Source organism: Streptomyces sp. NPDC005483 (assembly GCF_040606035.1).
Classification (GTDB): domain Bacteria; phylum Actinomycetota; class Actinomycetes; order Streptomycetales; family Streptomycetaceae; genus Streptomyces.
Window position 1 is genome coordinate 39,506 of the sequence record NZ_JBEXEA010000046.1, and the last position, 13,413, is coordinate 52,918.

Here is a 13,413-nt window from a genome sequence, read left to right on the forward strand (position 1 = left end):
GAGCTTGGTGACGTTCGGGATCGCCATGCTGGCCGCGCAGTTCGCGTTCATCTCCTTGTGCCTGACTGTCCTTCTGTTCCTGGAAGGGGTGTCCTTCTACCCCGTTCCCCAGGCTGGAGCGCGCGCTCTGGAGAGGGCTCCGATCATGGCCGCCGCGATCTCAGCAGTGATCACCGGAGCGCACTTCGTACGAATACACCGGACGCCGCCTGTCACAGCAGCCTCACTGCGGTCTGTCCACCGCGTCACGTTCAACACCCTCAAGGCCACCGAACACGGTGATGACGCCTTGGAATCCATCCGGTCCATGGCCGGCGTAAGAGGGCTGACGCCCTACGGCTTGGACTCCTGGGAAATCGACATGGGTGCAAGCGTCCGATGGTTCGCGCGCATCACTGTCAGCATCGCCCGCGAATCGATCGTCCTCGAGACCGCACCACGACATCCGCTGCTCTTCCCGGGACGTCTGCCCCGAATGAAGAAGATCGTTTCATTGACCTCCAGCATCCAAAGCAATCTGTCGCGGGGAGCCTGAGCAAAACCGTTCGCCTCGGGCCGTAGATGCCCCAAGGCGAACGCCGGCCCACGAGCCGGGGAGCCTTGCACCAATGTGGTGCAAGGCTCCCGTGCGTCCAAGGAGCTCGAACACCCCGACGACGAAGAGGACGAGCGTAGCCGCTCTCCACCTCATAGCCGCTTGGCGACTTCGCGGGCCCGCCACTCCCGGCGGGCGTATTCCCGCACGGTGTCGCGCTGTGCCTCTGCGCAGCCCTCCCGCAGCGGCGGCGGTATATCGTCGCTGCGGCTCGTGCCATGGCGCTGGTCGTGCTCGGCCAGGTGGCTGGCGACGCTGGAGGCGTCGGTACGCAGCTCATCCCCTTCCTCTGGCCCGCCGGGCTCCTCTGTGTAACGCCGACATCCATGAAGCCTTCCTCGGACTGGCCGTCTGCCTGATCACTCACCGCCACGTCCAGAGGCTTTGTTAGGGCCAGTTAGCGCCTGTTGGGCGCACAGGGGTATGCCGGGCGGTGTCGCCTCACCCGTACAGTTCGACGATTACGACGCCGTCACCGCCCCTGCCGCCGTCGACATCGCCGCCGAATGACAGGCCGCCGCCCGCGCCAGCGCCCCGGCCACGCGGCCCAAGGCCGTTCCCCTGGGTGGTGCGGCCTAGGCCGCCCGTCCCCAGGAACGAGTTGCCGCCGTGTCCGGCCATGGCGAAGTTGCCGTTCAGGCGGAGCGCCGAGCCCGAGGCGCCACCGCCTTGCCGGGAGTCACCGCCCGTGCCCGAAACGGGGCCGCTGATGCCCTGCGAGGTACTCGCCGTTGCCCCGCTCGGCATGTTCGAGGTGCCGCCGGCCCCGCCCGGGGAGAAGAGGTGGCCGCCGAACTGCGACGAGCCGCCGTCGCCACCATCGGAGCCTGCGCCGCCCGCCGAACCGCCCTCGCCGACGATGATTGTCTCGGTCGCGGACAGGGCCGATACCTGGATCAGGCCCTCGCCGTACGCGCCGCCGGCCCCGCCCGGCCGGGCGATGGCCTCGTTGTTGTCAGCGTTCGCGCCCGCCGATCCACCGCCCGCGCCTTGGACTCGGACGCGGACCCGGCTGAGCCACGGATACGACGCCTTGCGGAAGGTGACCGTTCCTACGTCGCCATACGAGATGACCTGCCGCAGGCCCATTGAGCCTGGTTTCAGGCACAGTTCACCGTCGCTGCCCAACATGAAGTAGTCGTCACAAACGCACGCCCTGGCTATGGGGATCACCCCTGTGTCCGAACCTCGCCCGGCCCTTAACCAGTCGGCGCACCGACAGGGTACGCGCGGTCAGATGTCGGCAGGTTGCCCGCTCGCCGTCATGTGAACGTGCACCCCCGCCGCGGCGGGGGCCAGTGGCAGGAGGCCCAACCCGAGAAGCGGCTGTGTCTGCCACACCCGCACGGTGGCTTCCTGGGCGGTGACCGACTCCAGCGTCACCGTCACCGTGCGGTCGTCGCTCGGCGACGGGTCGACGGCGAGGGCACTGATCACGGGAGGCTGCGTGAACGGCCGCGGGTACGTCCACGTTGCGCGGCCGTGGGCGGATGTCACCACGACCGCCGCGACCGGCGGCACGCCGGGCGGTCCGGGCGGCCCCTGCTCACCACGCAACCCGCGTTCGCCAGGCGGACCTGGCGGGCCCTGCTGACCACGATCGCCACGCTCTCCAGGGGGCCCCTGCTCGCCGCGCGGGCCAGGCGTCCGCGACGCCGTACGCGCCGCGCGTCCGACCTCGCGCAGGACTCCGCCCATTGGGTTACCTGGCAGGCGCCTGGACGCGGACCCTCGCGATGCCATGCCGTCAGTCCTCCAGTTCGCTGCTGAGGGGTGCGAGCGTGACCTGAACGCTCTCGCCGTCGCCGTCTTCCTCGACCTTGACCCCCGCGATCTTCAGGCGCTGCGTCAGTGGCCGGCAGGTCGCCTGCGACGCGACGTCGACGCACCAGCCCGGCACGAGCTTCGCGACGTCGACGGCGGCCTCCGGGGACAAGGTCACCTCGTCGGACGCCAGGAACACCGGCACCGGGTAGTTCGCCGCCCGCCGCGAGCGGGCAGCCGCACGGGCCGAGGCGTCCGTCTTCACTGACGACTCGTCGACGCTGCGTTCGAGGAGTCCGTAGTAGGCGTCCGTGCCGCCTGAAACGCCCTTCACGCCGCTGTTCTGGTCGCCGTGGACGACGAATCGCGTCGCGAGCTGCGACCCGTCCTCAGCGACGATCAGCCCCTCGGGAAGGTCAACGTCGGTCAACAGGCCGACACTCGCGCTCCACGTCTCGGGCATCAGCACGATCGTCGACCCGATCGCCGTGTAGTCGAGACCGGTGTCCGCGAGGTCCCGCAGGTGGTCGCCGGTCTGCCCGTCGTCGACGACGTACTCGCGACCGCCCTCGACGTTCGCGGGTCCGAGGATCTCCACCGTGTGGCCGGGATCATCGGGAGCAAATCCGTCCTCGATCAGCCACGCGCCGATGTCGGTCAGGTCGGCGCCGGTGAACGTCGCGTTCGAGTGCGGCACGCGCCGGTCGAGCCAGACGAGTATGTCGCTCGCCCACAACTCGACCTTGCCGTACGACCACTCGGCTTGGATGATCGGCCCCTCCCACACGACCACACCGTCCCGAGCGACGACGAGCTTGTGCCGCCAGGTGCGGACGCGGCCGAGCTGCGCGCAGCAGTCACCGTCGGGGTTGATGATCACGTGAGCGGTCGAGACGTCGTCGAGGACCCGGTTCCACTCGACGGAGATCAGCTCGTCGGCGTTGGAGACGACCGCGCCGTCCCGGTCGACGATGAACGCGCTGTGTACGCCGCATCCTGCTGAAGACATCAGGCCACCCGCGGGAGAAGGAGGCCCGGCCCAAAACCAGTCGGCGTCTTGTCAGAGTATCCAGCCAGCCGGGGGGCTACCCCGCTCCAGCCGCCGGTCAGTAGCCCCGGCCGGTGAGGGCGACCGTCACGCTCGCGTCGTCCGCAGGCGGCACGATCTCGTCGCTCTCAAGGCACACGACGAGCGTGCCGCAGTCGATCCCGGGCCAGGTCGGCGGCGCCCCGTCCCGGCCCCACACGCTCGTCGACGTCTCGCAGGTGCCGCCGCACTCGACGGTGGCCCGGCCGATCTGCCCGTCGAGCGTCAACGTCCCGCTTTTAGGCACAAACCCGACCTCGAAGACGGCGAGGGGATCGCACCGCCTCTTGTCGGCAACCTCCCCGGGCGACAAGCCCTCGTCGGCGTCGCTGCGCTCGTAGAAGCTGACCGTGAGCCGGCGAAGATCCTCGCTGCCCGCGTACACGGTGATGACCGGCACGTCAGACGACCAGGCGGGGCGGTCGGTCAGGTCGAGGTCGTAGCAGTCTCGGTTCGTCGCGAGCGCCTGGCAGAAGCACGAGGACGGTGTCGACGGCTGCGGCGGAGCGGGTGCCGCGCAGAACGGGTCACCGCACTCGGCGCCCGCGTCGGGGCACTCGGCCAGCCGGCATCCGCCCGGAAGGCACTGCGGCACCCAGTCGGGCAGCGAGCTGCGGTGGATGCACCACTGAATGCAGTCGCTGTCGTCGTCGGTCGGGACGCTCACGCTCAGGACCGGCGTCTCGTCGGTCCACCCCCACGGTGTGGCGGCGGTGAGCACGAACTCGACGCTGAGGACGTCCGCGCCAGACGAGCACTGCCCGGCCGTGCACGAGCCGTCGCCGTGCCGCGCCGTCACGGTCGGACCCTGCACGAGCGCAACGCGGCGGAAGGTGCGCCGGTAGCGGGCGAGGAACTCAGCGGGGGTCTGCTCGCCGCCAGGGCAGCACTTGAGCATCTGGACGCAGTCGCCGCCGCACGCGGAGCCGGTGCAGCCCTGGAGCGCCTCGGCGAGCCAGTGAAGCCCGTACTCGACGGCACAGCACGTCGCACCCAACAGGATGCCGGTGACGGTGATGGTGCGCGGCTGCACGCGCGCCGGTCCGAGCGCGCCGCCGCCGATGACCGCGTTCGTCACCGAGCGGCGTACCGGGTAGTCGTCGACGCCGTCGAAGTCGAGCGGCAGGAACCCGGCGAACTGCGCGCTCTCGGGCACGTCGGCGTCGTACCAAGGTGCGGGACTGTCGGGGTCGTCCGGGGTCGTGTAAGGGGTGTGGTCGAACGTGTCGTTGGTGATCGTCGCGCAGCCGCAGACGTCGTCGGCGCCCGAGGTCAGCGGTGAGCCGACCGTCGCGAGGTACGCCCGCAGGCGGGCCGTGTTGATGACCTCGATACCGCCGACCGTGAGGTAGTCGGTGAGCACGCGCGGACCCCCATGACGGAGTGCGCCCGGCCCACAACCAGCGGCGGCACCAGCTTACGGCCGGCCTCGGATCACCCCAGGCTGTACGCCATGGCCATGCGGTGCATGACGCGCTTCGCGGTCGCGTCGCCGTCGCCGACTTCGTTGATGGTGAACGACGGGGCGATCGTGACGCCGCCGCTGCTGTTGTCGGCGCTGTTCGCACCGATGATGCCCATCAGTCCGGACTCCTCGACGAGTTGCGCGGCCCGCCGCGGCTTCGTCAGCGGGATGACGACCTCGGGCCCGGCTTCACCGATCAGCGCGTGAGTGGGGCCGAAGACCAGGCCGCCATTCGCGAAGGGCAGATACTTCCTGACCGCCGACGGGAGGCCGCTCTTGATGCTCGCCATGATCCGCGAGCCGATGTTGCCGAGCGCGCCGACGATGCGGCCAGGAAGGCCCGAGAACAGGGACACGATCCCGGAGATCAGCGACGAGACAGCGCCTCGCGCTGCGCCCGCGGCGCTGCTGAACACGCCCGCGATACGGGAGCCCAGGGCGCTCATGGTCGACACGATCCGGCCTGGCAGCCCGGAGAAGAACGAGACGACCGACGAGCCGAAGGACCGCGCGGCGGACAGGGCGCTCGACCCCGCCGACCGGAACAACGCGGACAGCCGGCCGGGCAGCGCGGCGGCGGCCGAGGCGATCCGGCCCGGCAGCGACGAGAAGAACGACGCCGCCGACGACAGGAACGACGAGATCGCCGAGCGCGCCGAGTTGAACGCCGAGGTGAAGACCGACAGCAGCAGCGAGCCGAGCGACGACAGGGCGCTGTCGATCCGGCCCGGCAGTGCGGTGAAGATGAACACGACGGCCGCGATCGCGGTGAGGATCGCAATGCCGACGGCCGCGACCGCCTGAACGAACAGATCGACGAGCAGGCCCGGCAGCGCCGCCAGCCCGGACATGATCATGCCAGGCAGTTGGGTGAAGAAGCCGACGAGGGTGGTGAAGGCAGTCGTCAGCCACGTACCGATGGTCGTGACGAGGCCGGTGAAGAACGTCGCGATCGTCGAGCCGAGCGCCGACAGCCCGGAGACGATCATGCCGGGCAGTTGGGTGATGAACGTGACCGCCGACGTCAGCCCCGACACGAGCCCGGTCAGTACGCCGACGACGCCCTGAATGATCGGGACGACGATGTTGATCGCCTCCCACGACGCGAACGCCGCGGCGACCTGGAGCACAGGCGCGAGGAGCTGGACGATCAGGACGACGAGCGGCGCGAGGGCAGCGACGAGCCCGGCGATCGGAGGCAGAAGCGGGATCAGCGCCTGCAAGATCGCGTTGATCGCGTCGACGATCGGCGGCAGCACCGGCAGCAGAGCGTCAGCGAACGCTGTGTAGACGGGCACCAGGGCGGTCGCCACCTGCACGAGCACGCCGGCCAGCGTCGACAGCACCGGCGCCAGTCCCTGAATGAGCTGCGCGACCGCCTGCCCGACCCCGGCTGCCAGCGGCGCCATCGCCGCGACCAGCGTCGTGAACGCCTGCGAGATCTGCGGCAGCACTGGCATGAGCGCGCCGACCAGCGCCTGAATGATCGGCGTGAACAGCGTCGCCAGGCTCTGCAGAACCGGCGCGAGCGCCTGCGCCAGGACCGCGACGAGTTGACCGGCCAGCGGCAGAAGCGGGGCCAGCGCGGACAGGACCGAGCCGACTGCCGCGCCGACGGGCCCGAGGCTCGGGCCGATGGCGGCGAGCCCGTCAGCGAGCGCGGACGCGGCAGTCTGGAGGCTCGGCGCGATCGCCGCCAGGGCGGGCCCGAGCGCGTTGATGACCCCGGTGATCGCCGGGCCCAGGGTCGAGAAGACCGGCGCGAGCGCGGGAGCGATCTGCCCGATCTGTGTGACGAGCGCTGACAGGATCGGCCCGAGCTGGGCGGCGATCGTCGCAACCGTGCGGAAGACGTTCCCGACCGCCTCCTGACCGGCCGCGCTCTGGACGAAGTCACGGAGCGCCCCCGTGACCGTCTGAAGGTTGTTCAGCAGCCCGCCGCCCGCGCCGGACGCCGCAGAGAAGACACCGGAAAGGATCTGCCCGACGTTGGAGGCGACGGCGCCGAGCTGCTGGAAGACACCGACTGCGCCGCGTACCACCTCAACCGCGCGGCCCGAGGCCGCGAACTCCGATAGGAACGTCCCGACCTGCGCGCCGACCTGAGCAATCAGGCCGCCGACCTGAGACCCGAACGCCTGCGAGACCGCCGCGGCTACGTCCAAGAAGCCCTTCGCCAAGGGGGCGACGGCAGCCTGAAGCCCGGCTGCGGCCTGCGTGGTGCCCTGGATGATGGCGCGCAGCGGCCCGACAGCCTGCTGCGATGCCGCGAACTTCAGGCCCTCGTCGGCGGCCTGGCCAAACTCGGTCGCCAGTGCGGCGAGCTGCGTCCGCAGCGGCAGCAGGTTCTTGATCGCCGCGGAGACGTCGTCGGCGAACTGGGCAAAGAACGCCTGCTGAATGGACTGCTGGACCTTCTGCAGCTCCGGCCCGAGATCCCTGACCGCGGTGACGGCCTGCTGTGCGGCCGGGGCCAACTTCTGCAGCGCCTCTTCGAACTTCGCGGCGTCGCCCGAGAACGCCGCCGACAGGGCGTCGCCGACTCCGAGGACGGCGAGCTTGAGGGTGCCGAGAGCGACCTGGGCCCCGGCCATCACCGCCGGAAACGCGGCGACGATCCCAGCGGCCGGGGCGAGAGCGGCCGTGAGCGCGATGACGCCCTGCGCGGCGCCCGCCGCGTGGCGGGCCCCCCGACGTCCGGCTTGTACTCAGGCATCGGGGGGATCCCGACGACAGGCGCGGGCTGCGGCCCCTCCTCCTCGACGGCATGGCCAGCGGGGCGAACGCCGAGCTTGCGCAGCGCGGTACGGACCGCAGCCTCGTCGCCGAGCTCACTCATGGCTGGGGTCCTCGGGTCGTGTCGTCGGGCTGAGGATGGCCGCCGTCGCCGGGCCCGTCCGGTCCTACCGGTGTGGGACGCGGGGCAGGCCCGGTCACACCCCCTGCGAGGACCAGGTGCGACGGGGGGCGGCCGACCGGACGCGGCATCGGACGGGTGGGATCCGGGGTCGGACCTGCCGCCCCACTGGTGCGATCCGGCGTCGGACTTGCCGTCGCACTGGTGGGAACCGGCGTCGGACCGATCCTGTAGGCGATGGGAACTGTCGTCTGCGCCGTACCGGGTGCAGGCCACTGCCCAGGGTCACATCGTGTGATCCAGAACCGTTCGATCGTCGGACGCGTGTGCATCGGCACGGCGCCGGCGTCCCACACCTTCCGGTAGACCCCGGCGACGATGAGCAGCGCGGATCGCAAGGCGTCCGACAGGTTCATACCGGTGGCGAGCATCGTCTCCAGGTCGTCATACATCTGGGCGTCGACCTTGACCGAGGCGGTCTTACCGATGGCGGGCGGTGTGCTCATGGTGTGATCCTTCGCAGTCGTGTCGTGAGGAGGCCGGGTCCTCGTCGGGGGCGTCGAAGACCCGGCCGGTCAGGGGGCGGTCAACGGCGGCGGCGGAACAAGCCCTGCTTCTGGAAGGCGAACTTCGTGCCGTCGCCGCGGTTGCCGTTGCGCGCCACGGAGGCGCGGTGCCTGCTACGGCGATCCGCCGCAAGGTCGGCCTCACGGCCCCGCTGGCGGGCGTTCTTCTCCTGGTCGCAGGTCGAGGCGTACGGGCCGACGGCGGGCGGGTAGCGCGGGCCGCCCGTCAGCCGCTCACGGAAACGGTCGAGGCGCTCACCCATCAGGCGCTCACCGGCCCTGATCGCGAAGGCCCCTGAGTGCGCTCCCGGAGCGCCTTGAACTGCTGCGAGGCGGCAGCTGCCTGCGCGGCCTGGTCGCGACCAGCCCGGTCCTGCTGGCAGGTCTCGGCCGTGGCCGGCTCCGTGGCGATCTGGTTCGGCGTCTTCGTACTGATCTGGCGGGTCACCGGCGGACCCCCGTGGTGTTGCGGGCCGGGATACCGCGGGTCTGCTCCGGGGCAGGCTCCCGCTGGCCGCGAAGGACCACGGACTCGTAGGGCGGTCCGGCGTCGCTCGTCTGCCCGCCAGGGGGACTACCCGGGCGTGCGTTAGTACCCTGTGGCATGCGTCAGCTCCATCTGACGTGGCCCCCGGTCGGCGTTTCCTAGGCCCCGACCGGGGGCCGACTTGTAGGCGCAACATCACGTTGCTTGCCCGACTGTATGGGACTCCCATACAGTCGGGCAAGCGGCCATGGCAGATAGGAACCGGATGGCCGAGGAAGAGGCAGACGGCGGAGGGGAGGCGCAGCGCGTGTTCGACGCCCTGGAAGCCCTCAAGGCCATCGAGGACGAGACAGCCAGAGCCCGGGAGATCAGCGTGCTCCTCCGGGCGTACGGCCCGAAGATCAAGGAACTCAGCGACCTTCGCCGGGACTTCGTCCTCGACCAGCGGCAGCAACAGGGGGTTTCCGTCAGGAAACTCGCAGCGAAGATCGGCGTCTCCCCGTCAACCATTCAGGACATCGAGCGCGGCTACTCCGGGTCCGGCAAAACCCGGCCGCGAAAGACGAAGGATGATGCCGATGCAGGCAACCGCGACGACCACTCCGGCGACTGACGCAGCCCGGGGTGTGATCGTCCACCCATCAGGACCCGACGATGTAGCGGTCTACCGCCTGTACGACAAGGACGGGGACCTGCTCTATGTGGGCATGAGCAAGGACCCGATCCACCGTTGGGCCGACGAACATCGGCATCGGTATTGGTGGCCGGAGGTCGCCTCATATGAATGGGCCTGGCACGGTTCACGCGCCGAGGCCCGGAGAGTCGAGCGAGAACTCCTCTCGACCGGTCTCGCCAAGTACAACGTCCACAGCACGCCGAAGCATGGGCCCAACCAGCACCGACAGCGCGAGGCGAGCTGACCCAGCAGCCTCGGACGACCATGCGCGGCTGTCCTGTGCCATCGAAGCTTGAGCTCGTGCCAACGAACCTTGACCGGTGGCGCGTAGGCGCGTACTCGTCGAGCGGGATTCGATCAGGGGTGGTCTCTTACCAGGATGCCGGGTGCGAAGTACGTGGCGGCGGCGACCAGCCGGTCCCTGTCGAGGCGCCACCCGTTCACTGCCCTGGACGACAGTGCCACGTCGGCGGACACGGGAACGAGATGGCTCAGGACTGCACGAGCCTTGGGGCCATCCCCAGGCAGAGGGGGCGCACCCTCCCGCCGCGTCACCCCAACATAGGGAACAGACGTGCTGCCCACGGTCTGGCGCCAGAGCACGAAGCCTGTGATGTCGTCCCAGGGCACATGGGTAGTCGTGGACTTGTATCTAGCGGGGTTCCCACCGAGGAGCACTCCCGTCTCGTCCACCCTGAACGCGACCTTGCGACTCATGGACGTATACGCCATGAACAGCCCGCCCACGCCAAAAAGCGGCAAGCCCAGTATCCGGCCGAGCAACGGCACGTCCGGAAGCAGCAGCACCGCAGTGAAGAGGACGGAGGCCCCCACGATTCCAGTAGTCCGGCGATCCCAGCCGTAGCGCTCCTGATACACGGGCGACGATCTGTCAACCATGCCGAGATCCTGACAGTACCTAGCTTTCAGCGGAAGCCTGGGGCGGTGTCACTTCAAGGTTCGTTGGCACGAGCTCAAGCTTCGATGACACAGGACAGGCGGCGCCACGTCGACGGGTCGCGGGCGGGAGTGTCCCGTCTCTGCCGATCTAGTCCTTGTCTCAGTTGATCGGGTCCAATTCGCTCGTCATCTCAGACGATCTGGTCTGCAAGATCGTCTGAGACGAACTGCCATGGGGACCGTCAGAAGTCACCGAAGGTCGTTTCCTGCGAGGAACCGATGGGCTGCCCGCAGACCTGCCTCGTCCCTGGCCCACAGCCCCCACTTGGCCTGCCTCTCCTGCTGAAACAGTTCAGCGAACGTCCGCCACAGGTGTACTCGAAACCCGTCGGACTCCCACCACCACTCCGTGTTCCCGGAACCTTCCCGGATCAGAGACAGCCGTGAAGCCGCTTCCCTGACCCCTGCAGCGGACTGCCCTACGTTCGGCTCCACCACTGGGATCCAACTCTCGCACTCCCAGTACAGCGCGTCCGCCTCGATCAGGGCGTCGGCGTCCGCGAACACCGCCACGTCTGCGGCGAAGCGGTACACGACCGCGCTGTCGCTCCGCAGGGTCACGGAGTAGGGGTGCGCCACCTCGTGGTCGATGAACTCCCCCAGCGGCCCGTGGCCCACGCTTTCCTGGTAGTACGGCCACGGCTCGAAACGAATCTCCTCCTGGAACGACCAGGCCGAGGTGCGATAGACGAGCCCGCCGTAGCGCTCCTGGGCCCGCCGGAGCCCGGCGAGCGCCATCGTGGTGTCCACCTCGGGAAACGGCGCGAGCCGCGCGATGACCTCGGTGTCGTCCGGGTTGTCCTGCACAGGGAAAGGAACGGTGCGGGCCCGTGCGGCGAGGAAGCGCCGGCCCCTTTCCGTCAGCCCTCCCGGTGTGTTGAGGATGTGCTGCATCAGGTCATCATCTCCACGGCCGTTCCACGCTCGCACTGCAGGGGCGGAACACGGTTATTCGAAACCGTGGAGCTGGACCAGATCAACTGAGACGGCATCCGGCATCCCCCGGCCAGGACCACATCAGCTGAGATTCGCGGCACCCCCACGTCTCAACCGAACTGGTCGCCGCATGTCAGGGGTCCAACTCGGAACCAGATCAATTAAGACGGGACAGGGAGTGCTTGAATCGAACGCATGAACGAGTTGCCGCCGGACCCTCCTCGCCTTCGGGCGATCCTCGGGTACCTCGAACAGCAGCTCGCCGAGGAGGAGACCGTGGTCACGTACCTGCGGCTCCAGGTCGAGTCCGTGCGGCATGCCCTCGCGGTGGCCGAGAACCGGAAGCCCGCGGAGCCGGGCCCGCCACAGCGCCGGCCAGCCTCCGCCCGTCTGGCGTTGGGTCCCGCGCCGACACGGGCGGAGCGAAGGTCGACGGGCTTCGTGGTGGAGCAGCGGCGGACTCCGACGGGCCCGCAGGAGGCAGCGGTGCACCTGGACGACTGCACGATGACCGGCAACATGACGCATCCGGTGACCGGGCACGAGGCTCGGTTGGCGTTGACGGATGCGCAGCTGGAGGCGTGCGCGTTCTGCCGTCCGGACACCGAGCTGGGGATTCTGGACTAGGCCACCGCCTTTTCGTTAATCCGTTGCCCAGGGGTCCGGCGGCCAGCTAGGTTCGCCCAGCCGCCCGCATCGGTGCAGGCCGGCGCTGTCGACCAGGAGGTGTGGAGCACATGCGCACGAGTGCCCAGGAGTTGAGCTCGCGTACTGATCCTTGCCACCTCCTCTCGACGGAGACACCTTGTCCCTTCGCATCACCCCACTGACCGACCCCGCTCACGGGCCGCACGGCCGGCGTCTCGCCTGGCTGGCCTCGGACGCGGACTCCATCCCTGCCGGGACCGCCTTCTTGCGCCTGCTCGACGGCGGACAAGAGCACCTCGCCGAGATCGACCTCCGCGTTCATCCCGCGGAGCGCCGCAAGGGCGTCGGCTCCCGGCTCCTCAACGCCGCCGTGGCCGCCGCCCGGGACAACGCCCGACGCCGCGTCGTCGCGCAGGCCGAAGCCGGATCGCCCGGCGACCACTTCCTGGCGGCACGCGGCTTCCGGAAGGTCCTCACCTTCAGGTACACCCGCCTGGCGATGGCCGACGTGGACACCACCGTCCTCGCCGGAATCGTCGAGCGTCCGCACCCCGGCTACCGGCTGACGTCATGGCAGGGAACCGTCCCCGACGACCTCGCCCGGACGTTCGCCGCCTCACGCCGCGCCATGGACGACATGCCCATGGACGACGCCGAGTACGGCACCGTGGCCTGGGACGTGGACCGCTTGCGGGCCGCGGCGAAGGCCGTCGAACAGCGCGGCGACCACCTGCACACCGTCGTCGCCATCGACGCCTCCAACGGCTCGATCGCCGCCTTCACCGAACTCGTCATCCCCGACAACGGCGCAGGTGACGGCCAGCACTACGGCACGGGCGTGCTGCCCGAGCACCGTGGTCACGGCCTCGGCCGATGGATGAAGGCTGAGTCGATCCGACAAGCCCATAGGGACTATCCGGACCTCGATGGCCTCCTGACCGACACCGCCGACAGCAACGCGCACATGCGACGGATCAACGACGATCTCGGCTACACACCCACGCACACGACACACCAGCATCAGCTCGACCTTTAGCAGAGAACGGACGGGCCGGACCGGGGCATCACCCCGCCCGGCCTGTCCGTGCTTTCGATACACGCCCGAGCCGGCAGTCGCCGGGGCGCTGGACGGCGGGCTTACGTCGCGCTCGCGGAGCTGGTGGCGGAGCCGCCGACCGGGCCGTTGTGGCGGTACGAGATCAAGTTATGGACAGGGCTTGTACGTGTCCGTTGTCCGCGTCGGCAGCAGTGTCGAGGTCGTCCGCGGTGGAGGGGCAGCCTCAGACGCCATCCGCTTTCCGAACGTGATCGTTTGGTTCGGGGTGGGTGGGCATGAACTCCGGCTGGCGGCGGGAGAGATGGGCGTGGTTCG

15 protein-coding genes are annotated in these 13,413 nt (G+C 69.3%); 5 read left to right on the top strand and 10 right to left on the bottom strand.

Going from position 1 to position 13,413, the window contains the following annotated elements; all coding sequences use genetic code 11:
- The first annotated feature begins 7 nt into the window (after positions 1–7).
- Entirely contained in the window at positions 8–535 is a 528-nt protein-coding gene (locus ABZT06_RS44465; RefSeq protein WP_355754209.1) for a hypothetical protein, read from the top strand.
- A gap of 501 nt (positions 536–1,036) precedes the next feature.
- On the opposite strand, the gene ABZT06_RS44470 is transcribed toward ABZT06_RS44465, so the two are convergent.
- From ABZT06_RS44470 to ABZT06_RS44505, 8 genes are all read right to left on the bottom strand, one after another.
- On the bottom strand, positions 1,037–1,726 hold the full coding sequence (locus ABZT06_RS44470) for a hypothetical protein (RefSeq protein WP_355754211.1): 690 nt from the start codon (positions 1,724–1,726) through the stop codon (positions 1,037–1,039).
- A gap of 102 nt (positions 1,727–1,828) precedes the next feature.
- Complete coding sequence (locus tag ABZT06_RS44475; RefSeq protein WP_355754214.1) at positions 1,829–2,032, bottom strand: hypothetical protein; 204 nt, start codon at positions 2,030–2,032, stop codon at positions 1,829–1,831.
- Between the two features lie 310 nt (positions 2,033–2,342).
- Entirely contained in the window at positions 2,343–3,368 is a 1,026-nt protein-coding gene (locus ABZT06_RS44480) for a hypothetical protein (protein ID WP_355754218.1), read from the bottom strand.
- 97 nt (positions 3,369–3,465) lie between these two features.
- A complete protein-coding gene (locus tag ABZT06_RS44485; RefSeq protein ID WP_355754221.1) occupies positions 3,466–4,809 on the bottom strand; it encodes a hypothetical protein in 1,344 nt (447 codons plus the stop codon).
- A gap of 71 nt (positions 4,810–4,880) precedes the next feature.
- A complete protein-coding gene (locus ABZT06_RS44490; protein WP_355754223.1) occupies positions 4,881–7,505 on the bottom strand; it encodes a hypothetical protein in 2,625 nt (874 codons plus the stop codon).
- A gap of 241 nt (positions 7,506–7,746) precedes the next feature.
- Positions 7,747–8,274, bottom strand: a complete 528-nt coding sequence (locus ABZT06_RS44495; protein WP_355754226.1) for a hypothetical protein — start codon at positions 8,272–8,274, stop codon at positions 7,747–7,749.
- Between the two features lie 80 nt (positions 8,275–8,354).
- A complete protein-coding gene (locus ABZT06_RS44500) occupies positions 8,355–8,597 on the bottom strand; it encodes a hypothetical protein (RefSeq protein ID WP_355754228.1) in 243 nt (80 codons plus the stop codon).
- Positions 8,597–8,782 carry a hypothetical protein gene (locus tag ABZT06_RS44505; RefSeq protein WP_355754230.1) on the bottom strand — a complete coding sequence of 62 codons (186 nt, stop codon included), beginning with the start codon at positions 8,780–8,782 and terminating at the stop codon, positions 8,597–8,599. The genes ABZT06_RS44500 and ABZT06_RS44505 overlap by 1 nt, the downstream gene beginning before the upstream one ends.
- Before the next feature lie 304 nt (positions 8,783–9,086).
- Here ABZT06_RS44505 and ABZT06_RS44510 point away from each other — a divergent pair, with 304 nt between their 5' ends.
- Complete coding sequence (locus tag ABZT06_RS44510; RefSeq protein WP_355754233.1) at positions 9,087–9,434, top strand: helix-turn-helix transcriptional regulator; 348 nt, start codon at positions 9,087–9,089, stop codon at positions 9,432–9,434.
- Positions 9,400–9,741, top strand: coding sequence for a GIY-YIG nuclease family protein (locus tag ABZT06_RS44515; protein ID WP_355754236.1), 342 nt, complete (start codon positions 9,400–9,402; stop codon positions 9,739–9,741). Before ABZT06_RS44510 ends, ABZT06_RS44515 begins: the two co-directional genes overlap by 35 nt.
- Positions 9,742–9,854: 113 nt before the next feature.
- Here the strand turns inward: ABZT06_RS44515 and ABZT06_RS44520 are convergent, their stop codons facing one another.
- Both ABZT06_RS44520 and ABZT06_RS44525 read right to left on the bottom strand, forming a co-directional pair.
- Positions 9,855–10,397, bottom strand: coding sequence for a hypothetical protein (locus ABZT06_RS44520; protein ID WP_355754238.1), 543 nt, complete (start codon positions 10,395–10,397; stop codon positions 9,855–9,857).
- A gap of 249 nt (positions 10,398–10,646) precedes the next feature.
- On the bottom strand, positions 10,647–11,351 hold the full coding sequence (locus tag ABZT06_RS44525; RefSeq protein ID WP_355754240.1) for a hypothetical protein: 705 nt from the start codon (positions 11,349–11,351) through the stop codon (positions 10,647–10,649).
- A gap of 237 nt (positions 11,352–11,588) precedes the next feature.
- Here ABZT06_RS44525 and ABZT06_RS44530 point away from each other — a divergent pair, with 237 nt between their 5' ends.
- Positions 11,589–12,020: a DUF6233 domain-containing protein gene (locus ABZT06_RS44530; protein WP_355754242.1), complete on the top strand. Its 432-nt coding sequence runs from the start codon at positions 11,589–11,591 to the stop codon at positions 12,018–12,020.
- A gap of 178 nt (positions 12,021–12,198) precedes the next feature.
- The gene (locus ABZT06_RS44535) at positions 12,199–13,077 is read left to right on the top strand and encodes a GNAT family N-acetyltransferase (protein WP_355754244.1); all 879 of its coding nucleotides are present in this window, start codon (positions 12,199–12,201) and stop codon (positions 13,075–13,077) included.
- Positions 13,078–13,413: the final 336 nt, after the last annotated feature.